The 25,205-nt window shown below is 32.6% G+C and carries 29 protein-coding genes; 1 reads left to right on the forward strand and 28 read right to left on the reverse strand.

Annotation, left to right across the window (positions count from 1 at the left end; all coding sequences use genetic code 11):
• Window positions 1-92: 92 nt before the first annotated feature.
• Window positions 93-1,223: an RNA-guided endonuclease InsQ/TnpB family protein gene (locus KPL51_RS13575; RefSeq protein WP_216162474.1), complete on the forward strand. Its 1,131-nt coding sequence runs from the start codon at window positions 93-95 to the stop codon at window positions 1,221-1,223.
• 499 nt (window positions 1,224-1,722) lie between these two features.
• On the opposite strand, the gene KPL51_RS13580 is transcribed toward KPL51_RS13575, so the two are convergent.
• The 28 genes from KPL51_RS13580 to flgC all read right to left on the reverse strand — a co-directional run bounded on the left by KPL51_RS13580 (window position 1,723) and on the right by flgC (window position 25,201).
• Window positions 1,723-2,520, reverse strand: coding sequence for a flagellar hook-basal body complex protein (locus tag KPL51_RS13580; RefSeq protein WP_216162477.1), 798 nt, complete (start codon window positions 2,518-2,520; stop codon window positions 1,723-1,725).
• Window positions 2,521-2,545: 25 nt separating this feature from the next.
• Window positions 2,546-3,328, reverse strand: coding sequence for a flagellar hook-basal body complex protein (locus KPL51_RS13585; protein WP_216162480.1), 783 nt, complete (start codon window positions 3,326-3,328; stop codon window positions 2,546-2,548).
• On the reverse strand, window positions 3,325-3,489 hold the full coding sequence (locus tag KPL51_RS13590) for a hypothetical protein (RefSeq protein ID WP_216162693.1): 165 nt from the start codon (window positions 3,487-3,489) through the stop codon (window positions 3,325-3,327). Before KPL51_RS13590 ends, KPL51_RS13585 begins: the two co-directional genes overlap by 4 nt.
• A 35-nt stretch (window positions 3,490-3,524) precedes the next feature.
• Window positions 3,525-4,046: a DUF6115 domain-containing protein gene (locus tag KPL51_RS13595; protein WP_216162483.1), complete on the reverse strand. Its 522-nt coding sequence runs from the start codon at window positions 4,044-4,046 to the stop codon at window positions 3,525-3,527.
• Window positions 4,047-4,070: 24 nt separating this feature from the next.
• Complete coding sequence (locus KPL51_RS13600) at window positions 4,071-4,799, reverse strand: FliA/WhiG family RNA polymerase sigma factor (RefSeq protein WP_216162486.1); 729 nt, start codon at window positions 4,797-4,799, stop codon at window positions 4,071-4,073.
• Window positions 4,800-4,811: 12 nt separating this feature from the next.
• Window positions 4,812-5,456 carry a flagellar brake protein gene (locus KPL51_RS13605; protein ID WP_216162489.1) on the reverse strand — a complete coding sequence of 215 codons (645 nt, stop codon included), beginning with the start codon at window positions 5,454-5,456 and terminating at the stop codon, window positions 4,812-4,814.
• Window positions 5,457-5,468: 12 nt separating this feature from the next.
• Window positions 5,469-6,332: a MinD/ParA family protein gene (locus tag KPL51_RS13610; RefSeq protein WP_216162492.1), complete on the reverse strand. Its 864-nt coding sequence runs from the start codon at window positions 6,330-6,332 to the stop codon at window positions 5,469-5,471.
• On the reverse strand, window positions 6,326-7,609 hold the full coding sequence (gene flhF / locus KPL51_RS13615) for a flagellar biosynthesis GTPase FlhF (protein ID WP_216162497.1): 1,284 nt from the start codon (window positions 7,607-7,609) through the stop codon (window positions 6,326-6,328). The genes KPL51_RS13610 and flhF overlap by 7 nt, the downstream gene beginning before the upstream one ends.
• Complete coding sequence (gene flhA, locus KPL51_RS13620; RefSeq protein WP_376770089.1) at window positions 7,609-9,675, reverse strand: flagellar biosynthesis protein FlhA; 2,067 nt, start codon at window positions 9,673-9,675, stop codon at window positions 7,609-7,611. The genes flhF and flhA overlap by 1 nt, the downstream gene beginning before the upstream one ends.
• A gap of 15 nt (window positions 9,676-9,690) precedes the next feature.
• Window positions 9,691-11,523: a fused FliR family export protein/FlhB family type III secretion system protein gene (locus tag KPL51_RS13625; RefSeq protein WP_216162503.1), complete on the reverse strand. Its 1,833-nt coding sequence runs from the start codon at window positions 11,521-11,523 to the stop codon at window positions 9,691-9,693.
• Window positions 11,524-11,534: 11 nt separating this feature from the next.
• Window positions 11,535-11,804, reverse strand: a complete 270-nt coding sequence (gene fliQ / locus KPL51_RS13630; RefSeq protein ID WP_216162506.1) for a flagellar biosynthesis protein FliQ — start codon at window positions 11,802-11,804, stop codon at window positions 11,535-11,537.
• A 10-nt stretch (window positions 11,805-11,814) separates the two neighbouring features.
• Window positions 11,815-12,645 (reverse strand): flagellar type III secretion system pore protein FliP, encoded by an 831-nt coding sequence (locus KPL51_RS13635; protein WP_216162510.1) that lies wholly within the window; start codon window positions 12,643-12,645, stop codon window positions 11,815-11,817.
• On the reverse strand, window positions 12,629-13,033 hold the full coding sequence (gene fliO, locus KPL51_RS13640) for a flagellar biosynthetic protein FliO (RefSeq protein ID WP_216162513.1): 405 nt from the start codon (window positions 13,031-13,033) through the stop codon (window positions 12,629-12,631). Before fliO ends, KPL51_RS13635 begins: the two co-directional genes overlap by 17 nt.
• A gap of 11 nt (window positions 13,034-13,044) precedes the next feature.
• Entirely contained in the window at window positions 13,045-13,503 is a 459-nt protein-coding gene (locus tag KPL51_RS13645; RefSeq protein WP_216162516.1) for a flagellar basal body-associated FliL family protein, read from the reverse strand.
• A complete protein-coding gene (locus tag KPL51_RS13650) occupies window positions 13,500-14,234 on the reverse strand; it encodes a flagellar motor protein MotB (RefSeq protein WP_216162519.1) in 735 nt (244 codons plus the stop codon). The genes KPL51_RS13645 and KPL51_RS13650 overlap by 4 nt, the downstream gene beginning before the upstream one ends.
• Window positions 14,227-15,039, reverse strand: coding sequence for a motility protein A (locus KPL51_RS13655; RefSeq protein WP_216162522.1), 813 nt, complete (start codon window positions 15,037-15,039; stop codon window positions 14,227-14,229). The genes KPL51_RS13650 and KPL51_RS13655 overlap by 8 nt, the downstream gene beginning before the upstream one ends.
• Before the next feature lie 11 nt (window positions 15,040-15,050).
• A complete protein-coding gene (locus KPL51_RS13660) occupies window positions 15,051-15,242 on the reverse strand; it encodes a flagellar FlbD family protein (protein WP_216162525.1) in 192 nt (63 codons plus the stop codon).
• Window positions 15,243-15,409: 167 nt separating this feature from the next.
• Window positions 15,410-16,387, reverse strand: coding sequence for a flagellar hook-basal body complex protein (locus tag KPL51_RS13665; protein ID WP_216162529.1), 978 nt, complete (start codon window positions 16,385-16,387; stop codon window positions 15,410-15,412).
• A 115-nt stretch (window positions 16,388-16,502) separates the two neighbouring features.
• Window positions 16,503-16,925: a TIGR02530 family flagellar biosynthesis protein gene (locus KPL51_RS13670; RefSeq protein WP_216162532.1), complete on the reverse strand. Its 423-nt coding sequence runs from the start codon at window positions 16,923-16,925 to the stop codon at window positions 16,503-16,505.
• Window positions 16,926-16,963: 38 nt separating this feature from the next.
• Entirely contained in the window at window positions 16,964-17,707 is a 744-nt protein-coding gene (locus KPL51_RS13675) for a flagellar hook capping FlgD N-terminal domain-containing protein (protein WP_216162535.1), read from the reverse strand.
• Between the two features lie 47 nt (window positions 17,708-17,754).
• Complete coding sequence (locus KPL51_RS24315; RefSeq protein ID WP_216162538.1) at window positions 17,755-19,278, reverse strand: flagellar hook-length control protein FliK; 1,524 nt, start codon at window positions 19,276-19,278, stop codon at window positions 17,755-17,757.
• A gap of 5 nt (window positions 19,279-19,283) precedes the next feature.
• Window positions 19,284-19,730, reverse strand: a complete 447-nt coding sequence (gene fliJ / locus KPL51_RS13685) for a flagellar export protein FliJ (RefSeq protein WP_216162541.1) — start codon at window positions 19,728-19,730, stop codon at window positions 19,284-19,286.
• A 73-nt stretch (window positions 19,731-19,803) separates the two neighbouring features.
• Window positions 19,804-21,111, reverse strand: coding sequence for a flagellar protein export ATPase FliI (gene fliI, locus KPL51_RS13690; RefSeq protein WP_216162545.1), 1,308 nt, complete (start codon window positions 21,109-21,111; stop codon window positions 19,804-19,806).
• Between the two features lie 22 nt (window positions 21,112-21,133).
• Window positions 21,134-21,880 (reverse strand): FliH/SctL family protein, encoded by a 747-nt coding sequence (locus KPL51_RS13695; RefSeq protein WP_216162548.1) that lies wholly within the window; start codon window positions 21,878-21,880, stop codon window positions 21,134-21,136.
• Entirely contained in the window at window positions 21,864-22,877 is a 1,014-nt protein-coding gene (gene fliG, locus KPL51_RS13700; protein WP_216162551.1) for a flagellar motor switch protein FliG, read from the reverse strand. Before fliG ends, KPL51_RS13695 begins: the two co-directional genes overlap by 17 nt.
• A 6-nt stretch (window positions 22,878-22,883) precedes the next feature.
• Window positions 22,884-24,440 carry a flagellar basal-body MS-ring/collar protein FliF gene (gene fliF / locus KPL51_RS13705; protein ID WP_216162554.1) on the reverse strand — a complete coding sequence of 519 codons (1,557 nt, stop codon included), beginning with the start codon at window positions 24,438-24,440 and terminating at the stop codon, window positions 22,884-22,886.
• A 15-nt stretch (window positions 24,441-24,455) separates the two neighbouring features.
• On the reverse strand, window positions 24,456-24,755 hold the full coding sequence (fliE, locus tag KPL51_RS13710; RefSeq protein WP_216162558.1) for a flagellar hook-basal body complex protein FliE: 300 nt from the start codon (window positions 24,753-24,755) through the stop codon (window positions 24,456-24,458).
• Window positions 24,756-24,766: 11 nt separating this feature from the next.
• On the reverse strand, window positions 24,767-25,201 hold the full coding sequence (flgC, locus tag KPL51_RS13715; protein ID WP_216162562.1) for a flagellar basal body rod protein FlgC: 435 nt from the start codon (window positions 25,199-25,201) through the stop codon (window positions 24,767-24,769).
• Between the last annotated feature and the right edge of the window lie 4 nt (window positions 25,202-25,205).

The following is a 25,205-nucleotide window of genomic DNA, read 5'->3' on the forward strand; positions in this document are numbered from 1 at the left end:
CTTGCCACTTTCACACCTCGCTTTCTTATTATAATTATTTTACTGATATATATTGCTATTGTTTCACTAATATTATATAATTATATTTATTAGTGAATGGAGTTGATATTATAGATATTACTATAACATCTAAAATTCAAATATATCCAACAAATGAACAGATAGAAATTTTAAATTCTACCATGTTTCAAATAAAAAAAGCATTAAATTACATTTCTAAATATGCCTTTGGTAATAACTGTCTTAATCAAAGTAAAATTAATACTGATACTTATTATTATCTAAGAGAAACATATGGTTTAAAATCTCAAATGTCTCAAAGTTGTATGAAAACTGTTATTGCTAAATACAAAACCAATAAATCCAATAGACATGATTTTAATTTAGTACAGTTTAAAAAATTAGAATATGACCTTGTTTGGAATAGAGATTATTCTTTAAATAAAGACTTATTCTCTATTAACAGCCTTGAAGGTAGACTTAAAATATCTTACCAAACTAAAAGTATGGAAAAGTATTTTGATGGTTCTTATAGTTTTGGTACTGCTAAATTGATATATAAATTTAATAAATATTTCTTGCATATTCCAATGACTAAAGATTACATTCAAACCACTCCTTTTGAAGTTAATAAAATTGTAGGTATCGACCTCGGTATAAACTTTTTAGCAACTACTTATGATAGTTATGGTAAAACTGTATTTTACAATGGTAGACACATAAAAGCTAAAAGAGGTCATTACAAAATTTTAAGAAAACAACTACAAGAATGTGGTAGTAAATCTGCAAAACGTAGAATTAAATCTACTGGTTCAAGAGAAAACCGTTGGATGAGTGACATAAATCACTCTATCACTAAGGCACTCGTTGACAAGTACGGAGCAAATACATTGTTTGTACTTGAAGATTTAACTAACGTTAGAACTGCTACCGAAAAAGTAAATATTAATAACAGGTATGTTTCTGTATCTTGGACCTTCTATCATTTTAGACAATTACTTGAATATAAAGCTAAAATTAACAACTCACTAGTTATAGTAGTTAATCCCGCATATACAAGCCAAACTTGTCCTAAATGTGGGCATATAGAGAAAGCTAATAGAGATAAAAAGAACCATATCTTTAAGTGTAAAAATTGCAACTATCAATCTAATGATGATAGAATCGGTGCAATAAATCTTTGGAATAAAGGTATAGAATATATTGAATCCCAAAGAGTATAGTGAGTAAACTTGCTATATTACGGTGGTGTCAATCACCGTATCGTAACCTACGTTTGAGATGGGAGAATTAATGCTAGTCGTTAGTACCATGTGTAGTAGAGTTACAAGCCCCCACCTCTTAGGTGGTGGGTAATTGACCCCCTCCTAGTTCATATTATTACGCACTTTAATAATAATATATGAGAAGTACTCTCTAATTAAAACTGTTTTTCAATTTTAATTTAAACACAATAAAAAAAAGAGTATATATTACTACTAATGCATTCATTTCGCTAAGAACTGCTAATTTTATTTTAAATTATGCTGCTAAAAAACATAAACTCGCTTTGCTCAAACATATGTTTTTCTTAACGCAGCACAATTTAAAATAAAATAAGAAGTTCTAAAGCTTATTCAAATGCATTATACGTAATATATACTCTTTTTACGCGTATAAAAGAATCAGTAGTGCCATCCCCACGTGGCAAGTGTAATTTCAATATCTTTCCTGAAAATCTATTTATTTGCGCAAATTATTAGCCATTTGCCACATTTCATCAGCAGTTTTAAGAGTAGATGAACTAAGTTGAAAAGCTCTTTGGGTTATAATCATATCTGTCATTTCTGAGGCAATATCAACATTGGATTGTTCTAAAAATCCCTGTTTAATAGAATAATCAGTGCTATCTATAACCTGAACACCAGGTTTTGGCATGTACAAACTGTCGCCAACAGAAATCATTGAATTATCACCTATAACATTTGCAATTTTAACTTTTCCCACCTGCTGTTCTACATTATTTTGTTTAAAAGTTACTATGCCACTTTCATCTATAGTGAAATTATTTCTATTAAATTTATAACTCCCATTTACTGTATTAATATTCTTTCCTTGATTATCAACTATAGATAACCTATTTCCCTTTTGGTCAACTATAGTGCCACTTGAATCTGTGAGAAAATTACCAGCTCTTGTATAAGCCTTGCTATTATCTGGCTGAGTAACCTCAAAATAGCCTGTACCATCTATAGCTAAATCTGTTAAAAGGTTTGTAGATACAAGGTCGCCTTGCATATTGTCTCTTGTCCATTCTCCAACCCTTACTCCAGTACCATTTTGTAGTACTGCTTTACCAGTAATACCTTCAGATACTGGATATCCCTTTCTATCAAGTGACTCATAAAGTAAATCTTTGAAATTCGTACTAACTTTTTTATACCCATTGGTATTTACATTTGCTATATTATTGGATATAGCATCTAATTTTTCTTGCTGCGCCATCATAGAGCTTTTACTATTCCATATAAGTCTTAACATTCTAGCTACCCCTCCCTCATTACAACTATCTTACTGTACCAACTTCATTAACAGCTTTTCCTAAGGTTTCATCCATGGCCTGTAGTACCTTTTGATTACTTTCAAAATTCCTCATAATTGTCATCATCTCTACCATTTCATTTGCAACATTAACATTAGACTTTTCTAGTGTGTTTTGTTTAACAGTAATATTCTGATTTTGGATTGGATTTGCTGCTTCAAACAAATTGTCTCCAACCTTTTTAAGTGTCTTGTAATCTGCAAAGTCCACGGTATTAAATTTATGTGTATTATCACCATTAACTGAGATATTTCCACTTTTATCAACTTGAAGTTTACCATCACCTACAAAAAGAGGTTCAATGGCATTTGTTCCCTTATTTTTACATAACACCTTATCTCCGCTGTCTGTTACTAAATAACCCTGTCCGTCAACATGATAGTTACCACTTCTGGTATAATAATTTTTATTATCAATACCATTATCCCTTTGCACTGTAAAAAATCCCTTTCCTTCAATTGCAAAATCTGTGGCTTTATCCGTAGTTTGAAGAACTCCCTCAGAAAAGTATGTGTTTAAATCATCAATTTGACTTCCCATACTCAAGGAACCAATAACATTTTTAGTATTTACTCCATTTACCATTTTGTCGTAGTTTTGTATCAAAACATCATCAAATTTTTTAATAGAAAGACTATCACTTTTAAATCCAATAGTACTAGCATTTGCTAAATTATTGCTGACCATGCTTTGTTTAGCTTCACCAGTTATGAGTCCTGTAACTGCTGTGTAAAGACCTCTAATCATTTTCCCACTTCCTTATTATTAATAATTGGCATTTCATCAGGGTAACGCATACCATATCCTCTAGCCTTTATTTCAACCTTGCCTTTACTCATTTCATAATTAATCTTGGTACCAGTTAATAGAATACAAGATAAAATTAGGCCTATCCCTATTCCAATCAAAAGTTTTCTATCACTTAGAAAGTCTATTAAATTTTTTATCTTATGTATAAGTCCTTTATTAATAGTACCTCCCCCTTACCTAAATGCATTATTTTTGATATTTCATCTACTGATGACCCCTCACTAAATAATCTTTTTATTTCATCAACCTTTTCACTATTGTTTTTATTATTATCGGTGGTGGTGTTGTTGTCGTATACTTCCTCTATAATAAATTGTTCTTTATTTTCATCATGAAATTTGTCGCTATCTTCTATATCGTTTGCTTTCTGTAAATATGAAGTGATTTTTTTAATTTCCCCACCCTTTAGGGCATCATTCACTTTATTTAAACTATTATTTTTATTTATAATTTCTTTAATCTCAACTAATTCACTTTGAAGCTCTAAAATACTTTCAGAAAACTCTCTTTTGAGTTCTCCTATTTTTATGTCATACTCCGTAGTATCTTCTAAGGCATCTCCCAGCACTCCCTTAAAGGACTTGCTCTGCTTTTTTATAGATAAGACATTTAAAATTATAAGAATTAATCCAACAAAAATTAATAACCCAGTCATATAACCCACTCCAAATTTTATATTTCATATTTCATATTTCAATTTTACTAGGGCTTTTCTTAGATTTACAAGTGCTCGGCTATGAAGCTGACAAACCCTGGATTCAGATACATTCAAAATACTTCCTATTTCCTTTAATGTAAGACCTTCATAATAATATAGTGTTAAAACCATTTTATCCTTATCCTTGAGATTCTCAAGTCCTAGTGATAAATATTCAATTTGTTCTTTTTCTTCCAATGCTTTTTCGGGGCTTGGACTCTTATCATCTTTAATGGTACCACTAAGTGGCATTTCATCTTCTTCAGAAAATATTAAATCTTCCATGGAAACTACAGATATGTAATTTATATTGTTCTCAATGTCAGCTACCTCATTAATAGTAATACCTAATTCCTTTGCAATCTCATGGTTTGTAGGCTCTCTATAGAGAAGTTTCTGTAACCTTTCAATAGCTGCATTGTAACTATTAAGCTTGTCCATAGCACCTTTAGAGATGGGACTGTTCTTACGAAGCTCATCAATCATGGCCCCTTTTATTCTTATAGACGCATAACTTGAAAACTTCATACCTTTTGTTTCATCAAATTTTCCTAGTGCATCCATAAGGCCTAGCATGCCATAACTAATCAAATCTTCATATTGAACATATTTTGTTTTTCCAATTATTACTCTAGATGCAATATATTTGACTAAGGGTATATTGCTTTTAACAATTTGCTCTCTCACATCAACCACACTGGCTATGGACATATAACCGCCTCCCTAAATTTTTTTCATCTGTTCTCTCATAAGTTGAAATGTATATTTAATAATTCTTTCTCTTGTTGGGCTATCTACGAATTCAAAGCTAAGTCCGCAAACAAATCTACCTTCGTCATCCTTTTGAATTCTCTTAGCTTGTCCCACTATAATTATATCTTCCTCATTAACCACTAAATCCAGCAAAATAAAATCATTCATTTTAATTTCTTCTGAAACTCTGACCTTCATTCCACCACCACTTAAATCAACTAATACTGCCCTTAAAAATTCACTCTTTTCTATAGTCTTTGGATTAATATTTGGTTGATTCTTAAGATTCTTATATTTAGTAGCTTTTAAAAGTGGTACTCTAACATATTTTCTTCTCTGAATCTTTATTATTTCCTTGGGTTTTGAGATAAGTAAGATAGGTATATTTTCAAATTTACGTCCTATAACTGAAGACTTAAATTTATAAAGATTTTCTTCTTCATAATAAATTATATCCATAATTGTTCCCTTTGATAATGGAACATACTGGCCTGCATTAATTGGTATACTAATTGCTATATATTCCTCTGTTAAATCCTGAATGTTTGTATTATAATATTTTTCATCAACTAATATTTCCAATTTTTTATTTATGGCAAAATCGACTTTGACCATTACCCCAACCCCTTATGAAAAAATACTAAATATTTTCTTAAATAATCCTTCTATTCCCATCCCACTCTTTTTATCATTCATGCCCTCAATTTTTCTTGCAATACTTATAATATCTTGGGCTGCCTCTGAACTTGGATAACTTATAATTACTGGCTTCTGAGCTCTTACTGCATAGGATAATTTTTTATCTTCACCAATATTGCCTAAGTATTCTAGTTCCATCCCAAGAAATTTAATATTAGCATTATTAAATTTTTTAAAGGTCATATTAGCTTCATTATTATCTAATGACCTATTTACTATTACCTTTGCAGAATTTTTTATATTAAAATGTTTAACAGCCTTAAGCAGACTATAGGCATCCGTTAGTGAAGTTGGTTCTGGTGTTGTTACTATTATTAGATCTTCACAACAAGCAATAAATCCCAAAACACTTTTATTTACACCAGCCCCAGTATCCATTATTATGTAATCTAGCCCTGTTAATGCCGTAAGCTTATTTAAAAAATTATCTCTTTGAGTTTGAGTTAAATCTTCAACTTTTGTAAGGGCTGAGCCACCTGGAAGAAGTTTCACTCCAAAAGGTCCATTTATTACAACTTCTTCAATCTCTTTTCCATTACTTATAACATCAAATACACTATACCTGGAAGAGCAGCCCATTATAATATCATCATTTCCCATTCCTATATCCGCATCAAAAATCATAACTTTTCTACCCATCTTTTGAAGTGCTATAGATAAATTTACCACTATATTACTTTTTCCAACTCCACCTTTACCAGATGTAACCGTTATAATCCTAGGTATGCTCTGTACTTCATTATCAACACTTTTCAGGGCCATCTGCCTTAGCCTTTGCGCTTGATCTAGCATATGGTATCCTCTCCTAATATAAGGCTAACAAGTTGATCCTTAGATAACTCTTTAAGATCATCAGGTACATTTTGGCCAGTTGTTACAAAACTTAGGGGTATCTTAGCAGTTTCTAATATATTAAGAATAGACCCATAAGTGGAAGTTTCGTCTAATTTAGTTACTATTATACTATTATAATGCAAAATCTGATATCCTTCAATAATAGATTTAATATCTTTATTCTTTGTTGTAGAACTTAGTACTAAATTGATGTTTTTTGTATCTGCCTTTTCCACAAAGGTTCGGAGTTCTGAGATTTGCATTTTATTTTTACTACTTCTTCCCGTGGTATCAATAAGTACCACCTCACACTCACTCATGCATTGTATAGCCTCATCCATATCCTTCATATTGTATACTACTTTAAAAGGTATGTTCATAATATCTGCGTAAGTTTTAAGCTGCTCAACTGCTCCAATTCTATAAGTATCTACTGTAATTAAGCCTACACTTTTTCTTTCGATTAGAGCGAGCCTTCCTGCAAGTTTTGCTATGGTAGTAGTTTTTCCTACACCCGTTGGACCCACTAAAACTATTCTCCCTTTCAAATTGGGAATAGTCACAGGCATCATTTCATTCAATACAATTTTCAATTTCTCATATTCTGAGGCATCAATTTCATTAACATCTCTATCCTTATCTTGCTCTTCAGTAGCTTGGACTTCATTATTTCCCAGGGAGTAATTTTTCATTTTCACCATTATATTATGAATATTTTCACTATCAACATCATTGTCTTCTAATAATTTTTCTATATTACTTTTACTATTATTATCATTATTACTATTATTGCCACCCCTATTGTGAGTGGAGAGTTCATTTATCATGATTTTCATTTCTTTCATTTCAGTTATTAAATCTACTGGGTAATTATTATTGTCACTGCTCGTATACGCCTTCTCACTATGTACTACCTTATTTTGCTTTTGAGAATCCTGCAGGCTATGTACTTCCTTTTCTTGCTTTTGAGATTCCCTAGGGTAAGGTTTAATTGCGTCTTGCTGCTGCACAACTTTTGTAAGAGCCTCTATGCTTTCTTTGATATTATCATCTTGTGGATTTATTTCATTTTCAACTGCAGCAGTGACTTCAATAATTTTGTTTGAAAATAAACCTTTTATTCCTGGTTTTCTTATTTTTCTCTGACTTATAATTACAGCTTCTAAGCCTAATTCATATCTTATCCTCGTCATGGCTTCGTTCATGCTACTCACAACATATCGTTTTATAATCATTATAGAGTCACAACTCCTTCAGTTTTGATCTCAACTTCATTTGGTATCTCATTTAGAGAAAGCACAGAAATACTTGGAAATACCATTTCAATAAGTCTTCTAAAGGCTGGCCTTATCTTAGGCGATACTAGTATTACTGGTTGATTATTGTGAAAATAAATTGTATTGATATTTTCCTTAATAGAATTTAGTATTTTACCTGTGGTCTCAGGATCTACTGCTGGAAAAGAGCCCTGAATTGATTTTTGAATATTACTTGCCACAATATTTTCAACTTCAGGTGCGAGAGTTATAATTGTTATACTTCCATTGTCATCAATTAGCCCATTACAAATACTTCTTCCAAGTGAAAAACGTACATACTCTGTTAGTACTTCTATATCCTTGGTTATTCTAGAATTATCAGCTAAGGACTCTAGGATTGTAACCATATCTTTTATAGCTACTTTTTCCTTTAACAAACTTTGAAGCACCTTTTGCACTTCACCAATAGTCATAAGATCTGGTATTAATTCTTCAACTACAGTATTATATTTTTCTTTAACAGAATCAATTAATAATTTTGTTTCCTGCCTACCTAGAAGTTCGAAGGCATGGGTTTTAATGGTTTCTGTTAAGTGGGTTACCATTACAGTCGTTGGATCTACTACAGTAAGCCCCTTTATTTCTGCATCTTCTCTTTGATCATTATTTATCCAAACTGCAGGCAGTCCAAAGGTTGGTTCAATAGTATTAATACCCTGTATATTAACGTCTTCAGAACTTGGGTCAATACAAAGTAGCATGCTTGGCATTAAACTACCTTTAATTATTACAGTACCCCTTATCTTAACTACGTATTCATTTGTTTTAAGTTGCAAATTATCTTTAATTCTAATAGGTTGAACAACAATTCCCATTTCTAATGCACATTGCCTTCTTACTGAGGCAATTCTTTGAAGTAGATCTCCTCCAGTAGCTTCGTCTGCCAGTGGTATTAGTCCATATCCTATCTCTATTTCCATAGGCTCCACAGAGATCAAATTCATAACATTTTCCGGTTCGCGACTTTCAGTATCAATATTTTCCTGTTCTTCATTTTCTATTTTTATAATCTTTTGGTCTTTTTCGTCCTTATGTAAAAAATATGCACTGGTTGCCGTACCAACAGCAAGAATTATGAAAACAAATGTAGGCATACCTGGTATTGCAGCTAAAACAAGTAGCACCACTGAAGTTATGGCAATAACCTTTGGAAATGCAAAAAGCTGTGATGTTACTTGAGTTCCTAAATTTGTTGTACTACCGGATCTAGTAACTAGAATACCAGAAGCAACTGATATTAAAAGTGCTGGAATTTGGCTTACAAGACCATCCCCTACGGTAAGGCGCACATACGTGGTTGCAGCTGTTGCGATTGGCATACCAAGCATTACTACACCTATAACTATTCCACCAAAAATATTAATTATTGTAATAATTATACCAGCTATTGCATCTCCCTTTACAAATTTGGAAGCTCCGTCCATAGCCCCGAAAAAGCTGGCTTCATCCTGAAGCTTTGTTCTTCGCTCTCTTGCTTGTTCTTCATTTATAACCCCAGCATTCAAATCAGCATCAATGCTCATCTGCTTGCCGGGCATAGCATCCAGTGTAAATCTAGCAGAAACTTCAGAAACTCTACCAGCACCGGCTGTAATAACTATAAACTGTATAACTATTATTATTAAGAAAATAATTATTCCAACAACATAATTACCTCCAACAACAAACTCACCAAAAGCCTCAATTATGTCACCTGCATAAGCTTCTGTTAGTACTAGCCTGGTAGATGAAATATTAAGTGCTAATCTTAAAAGAGTTGTAATCAGCAATAATGTTGGAAAAACTGAAAATTGCAAAACTTCTGTTGTAAACATGGTTAGTAGTAAAATTATAACTGCTAGTGTAATATTAACAGCAATTATTACATCAAGAAGCTTTGGTGGTAATGGAATAATAATCATTAAAACTATTCCTATTACACCAAATGCAACCAAAACATCTAGATTATTCTTAATTTTAAATCCTGTTTTTTCAGCCACAATTACCCTCCATTACTTTCATTTCTTTAATTTATATACCAATGCCAATATCTCTGCCACCGCTTGATACATATCAGCTGGGATTTCAGAGCCTACATCTAACTCCTTATATATTAACCTAGCTAGCGGTTTATTTTCAATTATTGGAATATCATTTTCACTTGCAATCTCTTTTATTTTTATAGCCACATTATCTGCACCTTTTGCTACAACTATAGGTGCACCATCCCCTCCCTGCTCATATTTAATAGCAATAGCTAGATGAGTTGGATTAGTGATGACCACAGTGGCATCAGGTACCGCTTGCATCATTCTACTTGATGCCATTTCTCTTTGCTTTTGCCTAATTTTCGACTTAATCTGAGGGTCTCCCTCTTGTTGTTTATATTCTTCTTTAATTTCCTGCATACTCATTTTTAACTCTTTGTTATGTTTGTATTTTTGATAAGCAAAATCAATTACTGATATTATCAGCATAATCATGCTTATTTTTAAAAATATATCTATTACCAGCTCCCCAAAAACACCTAAAATAGCTTCTATTTTAAGACTTCCATAATTCATTATTTGCATATAATTATTATTAATAAAATTATAAGCTACAATTCCGATTGTGGTTACTATAGCTAAGTTCTTCAATAAATCCACCACGGACCTCATAGAAAAAATTTTCTTAAAGCCACTTATAATACTTAATTTTTTAAGATCAGGTTTAAGTGGTTCACCTGTTAATATAAAACCAGATTGCATTAAGCTAGCAACAACACCCATTATCATTATGGGCACCATAATTGGTAAAACAAGAAGTCCAAATTTCACTGTAGATAAAAGGAGCAGACTTCTAAACGTATATTCATTTACACTGAGAGTTAAATAGTTGTTTAAAAAAACACTTAATGTGCCTTTTAAAGTGTCTAACAAATATGAACCCAAGGTAATAAGCAAAAATGTTGTGGTTAAAAGTGTGATAGTAGAAGATAATTCTTTACTTTTTGCTACTTGACCCTTTTTCTTTGCATCACTTTTCTTTTTTGGAGTAGCATCTTCAGTTTTTTCACCACTATCCGATGATATAATAATGAGTAATGGTATCACCTTATAAAAAGCTTTGATTATATCTGGAATAGTATAAAAAGAATTCACTATTAACTTTAAAGCAGCTGGAAGCACTAGTGCAAAGCAACTGAGTCCCACTAGTATTTTTATTGGCATACCTAAAATCATAACATTTAATTGTGGTACTGTTCTTGATATTAAACCAAGACACAAATCTGTTATGATAATTATTAAAATAATAGGTATTGCTATTTTTAATGCCAGTGTGAAAAATTGAATAAATATTTTCACCATCATCATAGATGTTGCTTGTGATAGTATAAACTTACCAAGCTTTACAGAGTTGAAAGAATCAATGACAGCCCTAATTAACATATGATGGCCATCTACAACAAAAAACATTACCATACTTACCCAGTAAAGTAATCTTCCAAGCAGTGTAACATTCTCATTAGATACGGGATCAAAGAGGCTCATCATGGAAAACCCAACTTGGAAATCCATAAGCTGCCCAGCCATCTGTGCTGAGAAAAAACAAAATTTTGTAATGTACCCTAAGGCTAGTCCAGTGATAACCTCATCTAAACAAAACTTAATAAGAGCTGCGTTACTAGTAATTGCGCTTACACTTTCATAATTAACACCTGGCAGAATTAAAAAAGTAAAAACAACACAAAATCCAACCTTTGCTGTGGGAGGAGTCCCCTTAGGAAAGAAAATTGGCACACTCATAAATAATGCTGATATTCTCAGCAGCACCATTATAAAGCCTAAATAATAAGCTGTATTAATCAAATTAACTCCACCTAACCTCCCATATTGGCAATAAGTTCAAAAATTCTAGTTGTAAAATCAACTAAAATGTGAAGCATCCAGCTTCCCATTAGTAAGCCCATTAGTGCTGCTGCAAGTAACTTTGGAACAAATGTTAATGTTTGCTCCTGTATTTGAGTAGTAGCTTGAAATATACTTATTAGTAGCCCTACCACTGTAGCTGTAAGTAGTATGGGAGCCGATACCATTATTGCCGTTTGAATAGCATCTTTTATTACAGATAATACAATATCTTCGGTCATTTAATTCACCTCAACTAAAACTCATAATAAGTGACTTTACCAATAGATTCCAACCATCCACCATAATAAATAACAATAATTTAAATGGCAGTGAAATCATAACTGGTGGCAGCATCATCATTCCCATAGCCATAAGAATACTACCCGTAACAATATCTATTATAATAAAAGGTATAAATAATAAAAATCCCATTTCAAAAGCTCTCCTTAATTCACTTATCATAAAAGAAGGAACCACTGCATATAAAGGTACTTTATCATAGGAAAGTTTAGGCTTTCCATTAGTCATTACTACCTTACCTTTTGCATCAACTTCATTTTTAACTGTATCTTCTAATTTGCCCACTTCTAAAAAAAGTTTTAGGTCCTTAGCTCTGGTCTGTTTTAACATAAAATCCCTCAGGGGCTTAGAACCTTTATCAAAGGCTACGGATTGAGTTATTGTACTATTCAAGTATGGAGTTATGGCATCATTATTTATTTTCGTAAATGTTGGGGCCATGGTAAAAAAAGTTAAAAATAGTGCAAGTCCAAGTAAAACCTCTTTAGGTATTGCTTGTTGAACACCAATTGCGCTTTTGAATAGTGATAGAACTATAATTATTCTTACAAAACTTGTAGTCATTATAATAAATGAAGGAAGTAATGTAAGTATAGTAAGCACAACAAGCAACTTAATATTATCCACATAATCAGCAGGAGTAGTTGCTTTATCAATTGAAAGATTAATTTTAGGTATTGGTAGTGTTTGCGGAACCGCATTTACAACTTTTATAGATACAATTCCCATTACCAACATAATCAAAGCAAAAATAAGCAAATTTTTATTCTTTCTTTTCATCTTTAGCACCCTTTTTCATAATGCGTTTTTTGAATGTATCCGCAAGTTCACTGTTAATAATATGTTTTTTGAATAGCTCTTTCATATCTTCATATTGCGGTATCTCCTTAATACTTTCAATACTGCTAATTTCTTCTTTAGGTAATTCAAATAAAATATTAATTCCCTTTAAACTGGAAGAAATGGCATACGCTTTTTCACCGATTTTTACAACTATAATACTATTTTCTTTAGATAGCGCTATCCTATCTAGAACTTTCATATATCTGCCATTTTGTAATTTTTGAAGCTTATTTCCACCATACTTTAAGGATAAATATAATAAAAGTAATATAAATGGTAAAAATATTATAATTTTAAAAAGTAGTGTCCAGAAATCTAAGTCCATTACATTACCACCTACTGTACTAATATTTCATTAAAATATATGTGAGATATTTTGCCTTTTGTTAAAGTTGGATTAACTTTAGAAATTAACTCATTCTTTATAACATCAATGCCTGTTCCACTAAAATCTGTAGTTTTTTTTGCTCTAAGAGTTGCAATGACTGCATCTCTAATAATTGGCTTTTTTGTATCCAATTCTGCAGTTAAATCTGCATTCTCCTCATATCCTATAAAAACAGTAACCTTTAAATAACGCCTTCCATCTTCATCTGTTAGATTTACTAAGAATTCATCTAAAGAATAAGTTACCTCATTACTTTCCACAGCTTTGGTCGAAGTAGCCGTTGTACCCGCAGCCTTTTTCCCAAAGAAATACATACCACCAAAGGCTGCACCGCCAACTACAATTAATACTAATAGAAGTATAATGACTATTTTAGAACCTTTTCCACCTTTTGTTTTCTCACTCATTTTTTAACAGCCTCCTTATCACTTGCAACGATTAAAATATTTACTCTCCTATTTAATGCTCTGTTAGTTTCGTTATTGTTAGGTGCAATAGGTTGGTATTCACCGCAAGCCACTGATGTAAATCGTCTTGGAAGCTTCTGCCCCTTAATATTTACAAAATATTCAAGTACTTTTAAAGCTCTAGCAGAAGATAATTGCCAATTATTTGTGTATTCAAAATTATTAATGGGCATATTATCTGTATGTCCCTCTATTACAACTTCATTAGGCAGAGTAGCTACTAGGGCATTTATTGAATCTAACACTGGTTTACTCTTATTTATAATTTCTGCTTTTCCACTTTGGAATAGAATATTTGCTTTGAGTTGAATGATAACTCCCCTACTATCAGATTTTATCACTACTGTGTTTTCTAGTTTTTTCGTTTTTATGAAACTTTGGACCTTTTGGTACACATCCTCAGAACTATTACTAGGTGTTGTAGTTGGTACAGGTTCTCCAACTAATGGAACTTCTCCACTTTTTACGTTAAAATCTAAAATACTAGTTCCAGTTTCGCCTGTGAGTACTGATTGAAGAGAAGATGCAATTTGTTTAAACTTTGCTGCATCAACTGTGGAAAAAGAATATAATAAAACAAAAAAAGTAAGAAGAAGTGTCATTGTATCGCAAAACGTAGCCATCCAGGCATCTGTTCGCATTTCTTCTCCACCATTTTTTTTCCTAGACATTATCTGTCACCCCAGCTTTTTCAGCTTCATCTGCAAGATATTTAGCTCTGTCCACAGGTGATAAATAAGAGGTCAATTTTTCTTCAACAATTCTTGGATTTACTCCAGATTGAATTGCAAGGATTCCTTCTAGCATCATTTCACGATTATTTGTCTCAATACTAGATTTATAATTTAAATTCTGTGCCATAGGCACTAATATTAAGTTTGCTAGTAAAGCTCCATAAAAGGTAGTTATTAATGCTTTTCCCATACCAGAAGCTAGTGCCGAAGAGTCACTTAAATTTGCTAGCATTTGTATAAGTCCTATCAATGTACCAAGCATACCAAAGGCTGGTGCATAAGCTGCCCAAGCTTTTAACATGTTTGCTCCATCATTATGACGTCTTTCCATCTCTCCTATTTCAAGTTCCATAATTTCCTTTATTGTTTCGGGCTCTAAGCCATCTACAACCATTTGAAGTCCTTTTTTAAGAAATTCATTTGTGAGTTGTGCCATCTCATCCTCAAGAGATAAAAGGCCCTCTCTTCTTGCTTTTTTAGACAGTGCTGTAAAACTATTAATAATCTCTGAACTAGAAGATGTACTTTCTTTAAAAGATTGTACAATAACCTTAAGCACTTTTTTCATAGCCGCAACAGGGTAAGCTATAAGTAGTGCAGCAAAGGAACCCCCTACTGTAATTGCTATTGACGCAGGGTCATAAAATACTAATAAACTAGTTCCACCAGCTGACATCCCCCAAAACGTTAGCCCAAACCCTGTTACAATTCCAATAGTGGTTAAAAAATCATGTTTTTTCATCCCGATGCCTCCTATAGCTCCCCAGTGTAAATCTTTCTTTTATACTTTATTATTTTCTCAATTACTAAATCAGTGCTCTCAAGCACAATGTACCTTTTACCGTTTACTAAAGTTATTAAAGTTTCCGGCATTGTTTCCATTTTTTCTATTACCTCTGCATTTAAGATGAATTCCTCTTTATTTAAGCCTGTAAGTTTTATCATGGGCCCTCCTAAAATTTACGATTTATTATGTATTGATGGGAAATTATTCATTCAATATGTTGGTCTATTTTTTTAGAATAATGAAATTGAAAAGAATTTGGTAAGTCTCAAATATATATGGTATTTGAGACTTGCTACAAATTCACTTTAAAATATAATGATTTATACTACCTCTTTAGACCTATTATTTCCTGTAATATTTCATCGCCTGTAGTTATTGTCTTACCTGCTGCTTGGAAGGCTCTTGTTGTAACTATCATATCTGTAAATTGCTCAGCTAGATCTACATTTGACATTTCAAGCATTCCTGAAAGCATATTGCCGTAAGCTTTGCTGTTATCAGCAGCATCTTTAATTCCTGATCTAACAACTGGTTCCCCTGAGTTAGAAGTTTGTGTGTATAAATTTTTACCACTCTTACTTAGCCCTGCTGGATTATTAAAGGATGCCATAGCAATCTGTCCAATTATAGCTACCTTTTCATTATCTAAAATGGCTTTAATAGTTCCATCTTTTTCTATAGAAAAAGATTTCACCTTCGCTGTCCCTACCTTATCAGGTATAGACAATGGTTTAAGTAAAATAGTATCTGCAACAGCAGCATCGTTTGCGCCAATAAATGATACGGTAGGGATACCCGTACTGTCATAGCTTGTTTGATTAGAGTAACCCATAACCCTAAACCCATCTGATGTTAATAAATGACCTTCATGATCTAGTGTTAAAGCTCCATCTCTTGTATATGATGAAGTTAATGTTTTAGTAACATCAGTCGAAGCAACCATATCATGGCCTGCAGTAACTGTTATCTCCCCAATAATAGGTCCAGTAGCAACTATCAAATAACCTTCTCCATCCATAGCAACGTCTAGATTTCTAGATGTTGGCTGCATCATTCCTTGACCTACCATAGTATCTATTCCCGCAACTTGTACTCCTAGTCCTACTTGCTTTGGGTTAACTCCACCTTGATTGGTTGCTGGTGCAGATGCATCAGACATACTTTGACTTACCATATCTTGAAATCTAACTCTTGAACTTTTAAAAGCAGTAGTCCCAACGTTAGCTATGTTATTTCCTATAACATCTAATTTAACTTGATTTGCTTTCATAGCACTTACTCCAGCATATAATGATCTTAACATAATATTACCTCCATTTTTTTAGTTGAATTCCAATAGAGTTATAATGTAATTTTGATTTTTCTTATTCCCTTTGCTTCTGTATTTCCACAAAGTTAAGCCTCCTAAAAGGTCCAGCTTATATCATAACTACACTATCTATATTGGTTACTACACTTGCCTGGCTCTGATTTTTGTCTAAAGCGGTAATTACAGTTCTATTTTTAATACTTGTTATAAGAGCCATATCCTTATATAAGATTAAGGATTGTTTCGCACCTTTACTATCTGCCATATTTATTCCTTCGTTAATTTTCTTCAAATCAGCATCATTAAAATTAATATTTCTACTATCTAGCCTTTGTGCTGCATGAGCAGATATTGTGAAACATTCTTCTTTTTTTATTTGTTTGTCCAAAATTTTATTAAATGTACTTTTTTCTTTGTTTAAAATATCTTCGTTTTTGTTAACTTTAGTATTTTTATTTTGGAGTCCTACAGCTGAATACTCCGTAAAGTCCACCGTTGAATACAGTTTTCCATTTACCACTCTAAAAGACATATCTTACCATCACCTTACTATCACAATTAATTGTTTACTTATTTTACTTTTGAGATGTCATCATAACTTATATCCTTAGTAAGTTCCACACCATTTTCCACATAACTTATAGTTAAATTAATACCCTTTGCATCTCTAGAAACACTTTTAACTATCCCTGAATATGCTTTTTCAGTATCTGTTGCTGCAGTCTCAACTTGTTTACCCATTAAACTTATAGCAGCGGAGAATCCTGCATTGCCATTTAAATTATCTAATGTAGTATCTGGAACATCTATAACATCTGATAAAGTGTCAGCGGGGAAATCCTTTATAGTGCCATCAGACATTTGTACTGCCATATAGGTTGCACCTGCTTCTTTATAAACTGCCTTAACAGTGCCTCCATATTGCATTCCATTTGCATCATAACTACTAAAAGCTACAATCTTACCCACGAGTGCAGATGATGTTTGAAAAGCCATAGTACTATTCATATTGGCCATTTGTTGTAATGACGCAAACTGGGCCATTTGAGCTACAAACTCTGTACCATCCTTAGCTGCTGTTGGGTCTTGGTTTGAAAGCTCTGCAGAAAGAATTTTAAAGAAAGAATTCTGGTCCATTTCTTCGCCTTTTTTTACAATTGGAGTTCCTCTGTCAGTTGCTCTTGATGATTTAGCCGCGTCATTTGCTAATTGACTAATTGCAGTACCATTATCCGTTGTCTTTTCTTGTTTATTAGTAGTAACTGATCTGCTAGGTACAATTTGTGGTGCTATTATTGGTCCATCTATAGCCATATTTATCACTCCCTAACATTTTTATTGTACAAAGTATTAAATTATTTTTAAACAAATTTGTTTACCTGGTTTTCTTGTATAGCATAGTTACTTATTACAGACATATCATCATTTCCATCTTCTAAAACCATTTTTGTATCACTGTTATTGTCTTTTCCTTCGTTGCTATTTTTTCCATTAGAATCTTTGTTGAAAAATGTGGAATCCTCATAAATGTTTATATCTAAGCTTTGAATTTTTATATCCATACTTTTAAGTCTATCACTTATATCTTGAAAGTTTTGGTTTAATAAATTAAAAGTTTCTTTGTTTTGAGCCGATATACTAGCCTTCATTATCCCACTTTCCATAGTAAGCTTTATAGTTATTTCTCCAAGCTCCTTAGGATTCATTTTTACTGTCAAATCCTTAAGGTTATTAATTTCCATAAACTTTATATTTTTAATTACATCTAGCGTGAAATCATTTTTATCAATTACTAAATTTGTAGTTTGAACCTTAGAAGTATCTATAGTCTTTGTAGCTTCAAATTGATTCATAAAATTAACTGCTTTTGATATTTTACTTTCGTCCTTATCTCCACTAAGCAAGTTTTTAAGAAATTTTTCTTCGGAGGAACTATTCCCTGAGGATTTATTTTCCTTAGAAGAATCATTTGAGCTTTGTATTTGGCTTTTAGCAAGGGTTTCAGACGTAGTCTTTGTACAAAGTTCCATTACCTTATTCATCAAATTATCTTTTGTTAGACTGTCCTTACTATTTCCGCTAAGAACTTGCAAACTAGGAACTTTTAATAAGCTCAGATTTTCCTTTAAGTCATTGACTACTGTAGTTAATTTTTGTATAACATCAGTCATTTCAGAAGGTTTGATGTTATTTACTTTTGATTGCTCCATCATTGCAACTATTTCACTAAGAGTGTTTTTTATTAAATTATTCTTTGGATTGGACATTAATTGTTCTTCGCCATTTAATTGTTCATTGCCTTTTAATTGCTCTCCCACAATTAATTGTTCTGCGCTAATTAATTTATCGCCGACCTTTAAACTATCTAGATTATTAGAATTAAGTTCACTTTCCGGTTGTATAGTTGTTGAAGATTTAGGGTCGTTTTGAAGCATAGAATTCAATAACTGAAGTAACTGCTGGATTTGATCCATTTGAGGTCCTGATTTATCTGTACCATCCAATTCTTTCGATGCATCTTCCACGGTCTTTTTAAGTTTATCTATAGCTTCTTTTATAAAATTAATTACCTTTGTTTTTAACTCTTTATTATCTTCAGAGTTGTCTAAATCTTTTACGGGAGCAACCTCAACTGCTGTTTTGTCAACATCACTGTTTTCAATGTCCTTGTTCTTAACATTTGCACTCTTATTTTCATTATCTGCTTCATTCAAATTTTGGTCTTTACTTTGCTCTTTCTGCACATTTTTCTTTGAAGAATTCTTAGAGTTCAATTCATGATTATCTAAAACCTTTTTAAATTCTTCACTTTTATTTCCATTTGAAAGCTCCTGCTTTTTAGAAGAAGCATAAGTATTCACATTAACATTCATATTTACGTTCACTGTTTTCACCTCCTCTCCCTGTGGTTATTTCTAATATAAGCATATAACGCAAACTCATCATTGGTTTTCTGCTCAATTAAATTTTGCTCCTTTATAAAGGCACACTTCTGATTTTCCTTCAAAATTTCAACTGTCTTTTTTTCAACTTGGCATTGTTTTAATTCACATCTTTTTTGCTCTAGTATCTCTTCTTTATCCTCTAAAATCACCGTGGTTTTATCAATAGCTAAATTTAGTGCATTTAAGTAATTTTGTTTCATCTTTTGCTGAATAATAGATTGATGTGCATCTATATTTCTATGATTTTTATAATTTACTTTTAGATTACTTAGTTCTTCTTGCACTATATTTCTATCCCTTTGTGCTTCTTTAAATATTAATTTACTTTTATCCTCATTATCTTTTCTAATATCAAGAAGCTTTTGCAGTCTAAATTTATATATATCTGCCAATATAAAAACTCCTCTCTAAAAAACTTTCTATTAACATCCTTAAGACCATCTCTATTAACTTTTCATTGATACTTTAATTAAATATATTTTTTAGCATATTTAGACTTTGATCAAATTCTGTAATTTCATTTATACCCTGCTTTAAAAAAGCCTCTATACTATCATTATATTTAATTGCATTATCAATTTTTGTACTGCTGCCTTTTACATAGGCCCCAATATTTATTAAATCTTCGGAGTCTTTATAAGTTGCCATAAGCTCCCTTGCCATGGAGGCCTCCTGTTTATGTTCTGTTGTAGCAATTTCGGACATTAACCTACTTACACTAGCCAAGACATCAATAGCTGGATAATGATTTTTTGCAGCTAAGGCTCTAGATAAAACTATATGCCCATCAAGTATTCCTCGAGTTGCATCTGCTATAGGTTCATTAAAATCATCGCCATCAACAAGTACTGTATAAAAAGCTGTAATAGATCCCTTAAGTGACATTCCACTACGTTCCATTAATTTAGGTAACATTGCAAATACGGATGGAGTATATCCCTTGGTAGCTGGAGGTTCACCGATAGCTAGTCCAATTTCTCTTTGTGCCATGGCGAATCTTGTTACTGAATCCATCATTAAAATTACTTTTTTACCTTGATCTCTAAAGTATTCTGCAATTGCTGTAGCTGTAAAAGCTCCCTTGAGTCTTACTAGGGGCGATTTATCAGAAGTTGCACATACGATAATTGATTTTTTCATTCCCTCCACGCCTAAATCTTTTTCAATAAAATCCAGCACTTCTCTTCCTCTTTCTCCAATAAGTGCAATAACATTTACCTCAGCTTTTGCCTGCCTTGCTATCATTCCAAGGGTTGTACTTTTGCCTACTCCACTACCAGCAAAGATACCAATCCTTTGGCCTTCACCACAAGTTAAAAATCCATCAATTGCTCGAACTCCAGTAGGTAAAATTTCCGTTATTCTACGTCTTTTTAATGGATCTGGCGGAGATGCATTTAGTGAATACACTGTATACCTCGCAATTTCAGGTCCTGCTAATGGATTACCTAATCCATCTAGCACCTTTCCAAACAATTCATCAGAACATTTGACGGTTAAAGGATTTCCCGTTGGTACTACCCTGCATCCCGGTGATATACCTATTAGTTCCCCAAGTGGCATTAATATTACATTTTTATCTCTAAACCCAACAACTTCACATGAGATTTCCTCATTTGAAATATTATAAATATTACACACTTCACCAACAAAAGCCGTTATTCCTTGAACTTCAATAGTAAGTCCTATAACATTCACTACCACACCTTCGGAGTAGGTGTAATTAATATCAGGAATTTTATTCATTAAATAATCAAAATTTAGATTTATCATAATAGTTGTCGCCTTTCTAAACCTATATTTGCTCTTCTCGTAAAACTTGTACTATCTTTTCTAAACCATAAGCTATACTTACAATATTTTTGCCTGTGTCTTTTTCAATAACAGCAGTTCCATCATCTAAAAAATTGTCCTCTATTACAAATATATCACCTTGAAAAGCAAGCTTACGTTTCCACTCCTCAATTTGCTTCTTTATAGAATCAAAATGACAACTGTTACTTTTTATAATATAAGATTTTATATTTCTTTCAGATTTTAGAGTATTGAAGATCATTTCATTCAATGCATTTTTCTCCACTATCTCTCTTTTAAGTATATTCTCAACTATACTTACAACTAGTGCCTTTATCTGTTGCTCCTTATCTGTTAAATACTGATTATATTCATCTTTTGCTGATGCTAGCAAATCATCTGCCATAGTTTTTACAATTTGCGCATCTGACCTAGAAGTTTCCATAGCTTCGTTGTATCCATTTTCATAGCCTTTTTTATGTCCTTCTTCTAAGCCCTCTTTATATGCCTCCGTTTTTGCCTCTGCTGCTTCCACAAAAGCTTTAGAAATAATTTTTTCGCTTTCAAGTCGTGCACTAGCTATTATATTGCTTGCTATGTTTTCATAGCTTTCCATAATGTCTCTTTTAGTTCCATTATTTTCAACCATAAGTCCATCTTTAGTAACTTCTTTTAATTGGGTGTTTATTTCCCTATGGCCTTGCTTAACCACTCTGGAATTTTTTATTACATTAATTGATGATTGCATCTTCTCCACCCCTTGAAAGTACAATTTCTCCAGCTTCATCAAGGCGCCTCAAAATGCCAACAATCTTTTGTTGTGCTTTTTCAACATCCATAAGTCTAACTGGTCCAAGGAATTCCATATCTTCTTTCAGTGATGCTGCCGCTCTCTTAGATTGATTTTTGAATATACAGTTTGCCACTTCTTCTGAACACCCTTTTAATGCAAGAGATAAGTCCTTAGTATCTACTTCTCTTAAGATTCTTTGTATTGAAACATCACCCAAGGTAATAATATCTTCGAATACAAACATAGATTCCTTAATCTTTTCTGCAAGTTCAGCATCTTCTCTTTCCAGTCCCTCAGTAATATTCTTCTCAGTAGTTCTATCTACTTGATTTAAAATATCAACTAAGGATTCGATTCCGCCAACTACAGCGCTGTCTGTTCTAATAACAGAAGATAATTTTCCATTCAAAACTTTTTCAATTTCTTTAATAACCATTGGTGAAATACCACTCATAGTGGCAATTCTAAATGATACTTCACTTTGCAAATCTAGTGGTAGAGCTGCCATTATCTGCGCAGCCTTATCAGACTGCATATAACACATAATAAGTGCTATGGTTTGCGGGTGTTCATTAGATATAACATTCAAAAGTTGATGTGCATCCGCTTTCCTTGCAATAGAAAAGGGTCTATATTGCTGTGTTTCTTCCATAACCTTATCTAATATCTCTTTTGCTCTCGTCGTACCAAGTGCTTTTGAAAGCAAGTTTCTTGCATATTCAACTCCACCTTCTAGCAGAAAATCCTTTGCTTTATTCATTTCCATAAATTCATCCAGGATCATCTGTCTTTGCTCAGACTTTACTGATACTATATTAGCAATTTCATAGGTTATCTTTTGTATATCCTTTTCTGGCAATTTTTTGATTATACCAGAGGAGGCATCGGGACCTAAGGTTATAAATAATATAGCCGCCTTTTGAATTCCTGTAAGTTTTTCACTTTTAGCCACCAATTATCACCTCTCATCTTCCGTCAGCCAAGACTTAATTATATCTGCAACTTGTTCTGGTTTTTCAGCAGCATATTTTTTAACCTGCTTTTCCATATTATGTTTCTTATCGTTACTATCAAATTCAATAGGATCAAATAATTCTTGCTGCTTTGGAGCAATATTATCTCCAATTACCATATCAATGCCTTCAGAAGTTGTTTCTTTCTTTTTACTGGACTTACGAATTGCAAGAAACAATATAAGAAGTACTATAAAAGCAAGAACACCAAATCCGATTTGTTTGTATAAGGCTGCTTTACTAGCTGCTTTATTTACATTTTCAATATCTAATAATGCTTTTTCAGCAGCTTTTTTACTATCACTATTAAAATACAAGCCTTCTATGCTTATAGTGTCACCACGGGTTCCAGAGAATCCTATAGCTTCTGCAACCAAATTGTTTACTGATGCCTTAGTAGCTGCATCCAAATTACCATCTAATACAACTGAAGTTGTAATTTTAGTAATTCCACCAGGTGCAGTTACTGTATTTTCCTCTACTTTTGAGTTATCATAGTTTTTTGTTGATTCTTTATTGACAACATTACCATTTTTAGGAGTTGTAGCCGTAGAGTTCTTTGCAGCCTCATCTACAGGACTAGTTGTTAAATCAGTAGTAGTACTGTCATTTATAGTTTGTTTATCATTAGAACTTACTACAGCTCCCTTTGTATCATATTTAACACTTTTCTTTTCAATTGCATCAAAATTAAGATCCGTATTAACTGAAACTCTTACTCCGCTTTTATATATAGGCTCTAATACCTTCATTATTTTTGCTTCCAATTTTTTTTCAACTTCTGCTTTTACTTCTTGCTGTTTATCTGTGGAACCCGTTAATGTATCTGCATCTTTATCATATAAACCCTCAGTTAATAGAAGAAACTTATCAGATACTATACTGACATTTTCCTTTGGAAGATTTTCTACAGCTCCAGTTAGCAATACGACTATTGCCTTTACCTGAGCATTATCAAGCTTAGTACCTGATTTAAGTTTTATTACAACAGAAGCACTAGCTGGCTCGGTCTCACGAACAAAAGCCGTGTTTTCTGGTAAAACCAAATTAACCTTCGCTCCTTCAATTTCCGGAAAAGACTTTATCGCTCTTTCAATCTCTCCAGCTAGAGCCCTTTGGTACATGATTTTAGTTTCTGTATCCGTAGGTGCCATTTTACCATTATCAAAAAGTTCGAATCCTTGGCTTCCTTCTTTAATAGTAACTTCAGACATAAGCTGCATTCTAAGGCTATCGATATCTGCCTTAGGTACTAGTATAGAAGTGCCTGTTACCTTGTATGCAACTTTTTTCTCATCTAATTTTGTAAGAATAGCACCTGAATCCTCTGATGTCATATTTGAAAATAAAACATCATATTTAACTTTCGATGCTAGTATTATAAATGAACTAAGGGCCACTATAATTACCACCGCAAGTAAACTATAAGCTATTTTTTTACTTTTACTTAAATTACCAAAGCCTTGCGAGGCCTTATTCTTCATCTCGAGTAGCTTACTCATCACCAGCACCCCTTACTATATCTGCATTCTATTGAATTCCTGATAAGCCTCTACAATTTTATTTCTAATTTGCACTGCAAGTTCCAGTGACAGTTTAGCTTCTTGTGTAGATAGCATAACTTTATGTACATCCTCTTCTTCACCTTTTACAAACTGATCAGTAAGGTTATCTGCTTCTATTTGTTTATCATTAACGTCATCTAATTTTTCTTTTAAAGTATCTAAAAAATTAGTGCCTTTATTCTCTACTTCTACAGAATTCTTTTGTAGTTCATTTGATATTTTTGTATTATTGACATAAGCATTAATATTCATTGTGCACTCTCCTATTTACCGATTTCTAAAGCCTTAGAGAACATGTTCTTTATAGCAGTCATTGAATTTACATTTGCCTCATATGCTCTTGTAGATGCAATCATATCTGCCATTTCATTTAAAATATTTACGTTAGGCATTGTAACATATCCCTCTTTGTCGGCATCTGGATGCGATGGGTCATAGACTTTTCTTAAAGGTGAAGTATCATTTTCAATACCAACAGCCGATACCCCTTTAAAGCTATCTTTATATAAACCAGTTGTCTTATCCAATTCTTGCTGTAAATTTTCTTGAAATACAGCTATTTTCCTTACATATGGTTGTCCATTTTCTCCCCTAGTTGTAGTTGCATTGGCTATGTTAGAAGCTATGGTATCCATCCTTAGTCTTTCTGCAGTGAGTCCACTAGAACTTATTCTCATTCCCCTAAAAACATCATTCATTATT

This window comes from Clostridium bowmanii (genome assembly GCF_018861315.1).
GTDB lineage: Bacteria > Bacillota > Clostridia > Clostridiales > Clostridiaceae > Clostridium_AD > Clostridium_AD bowmanii.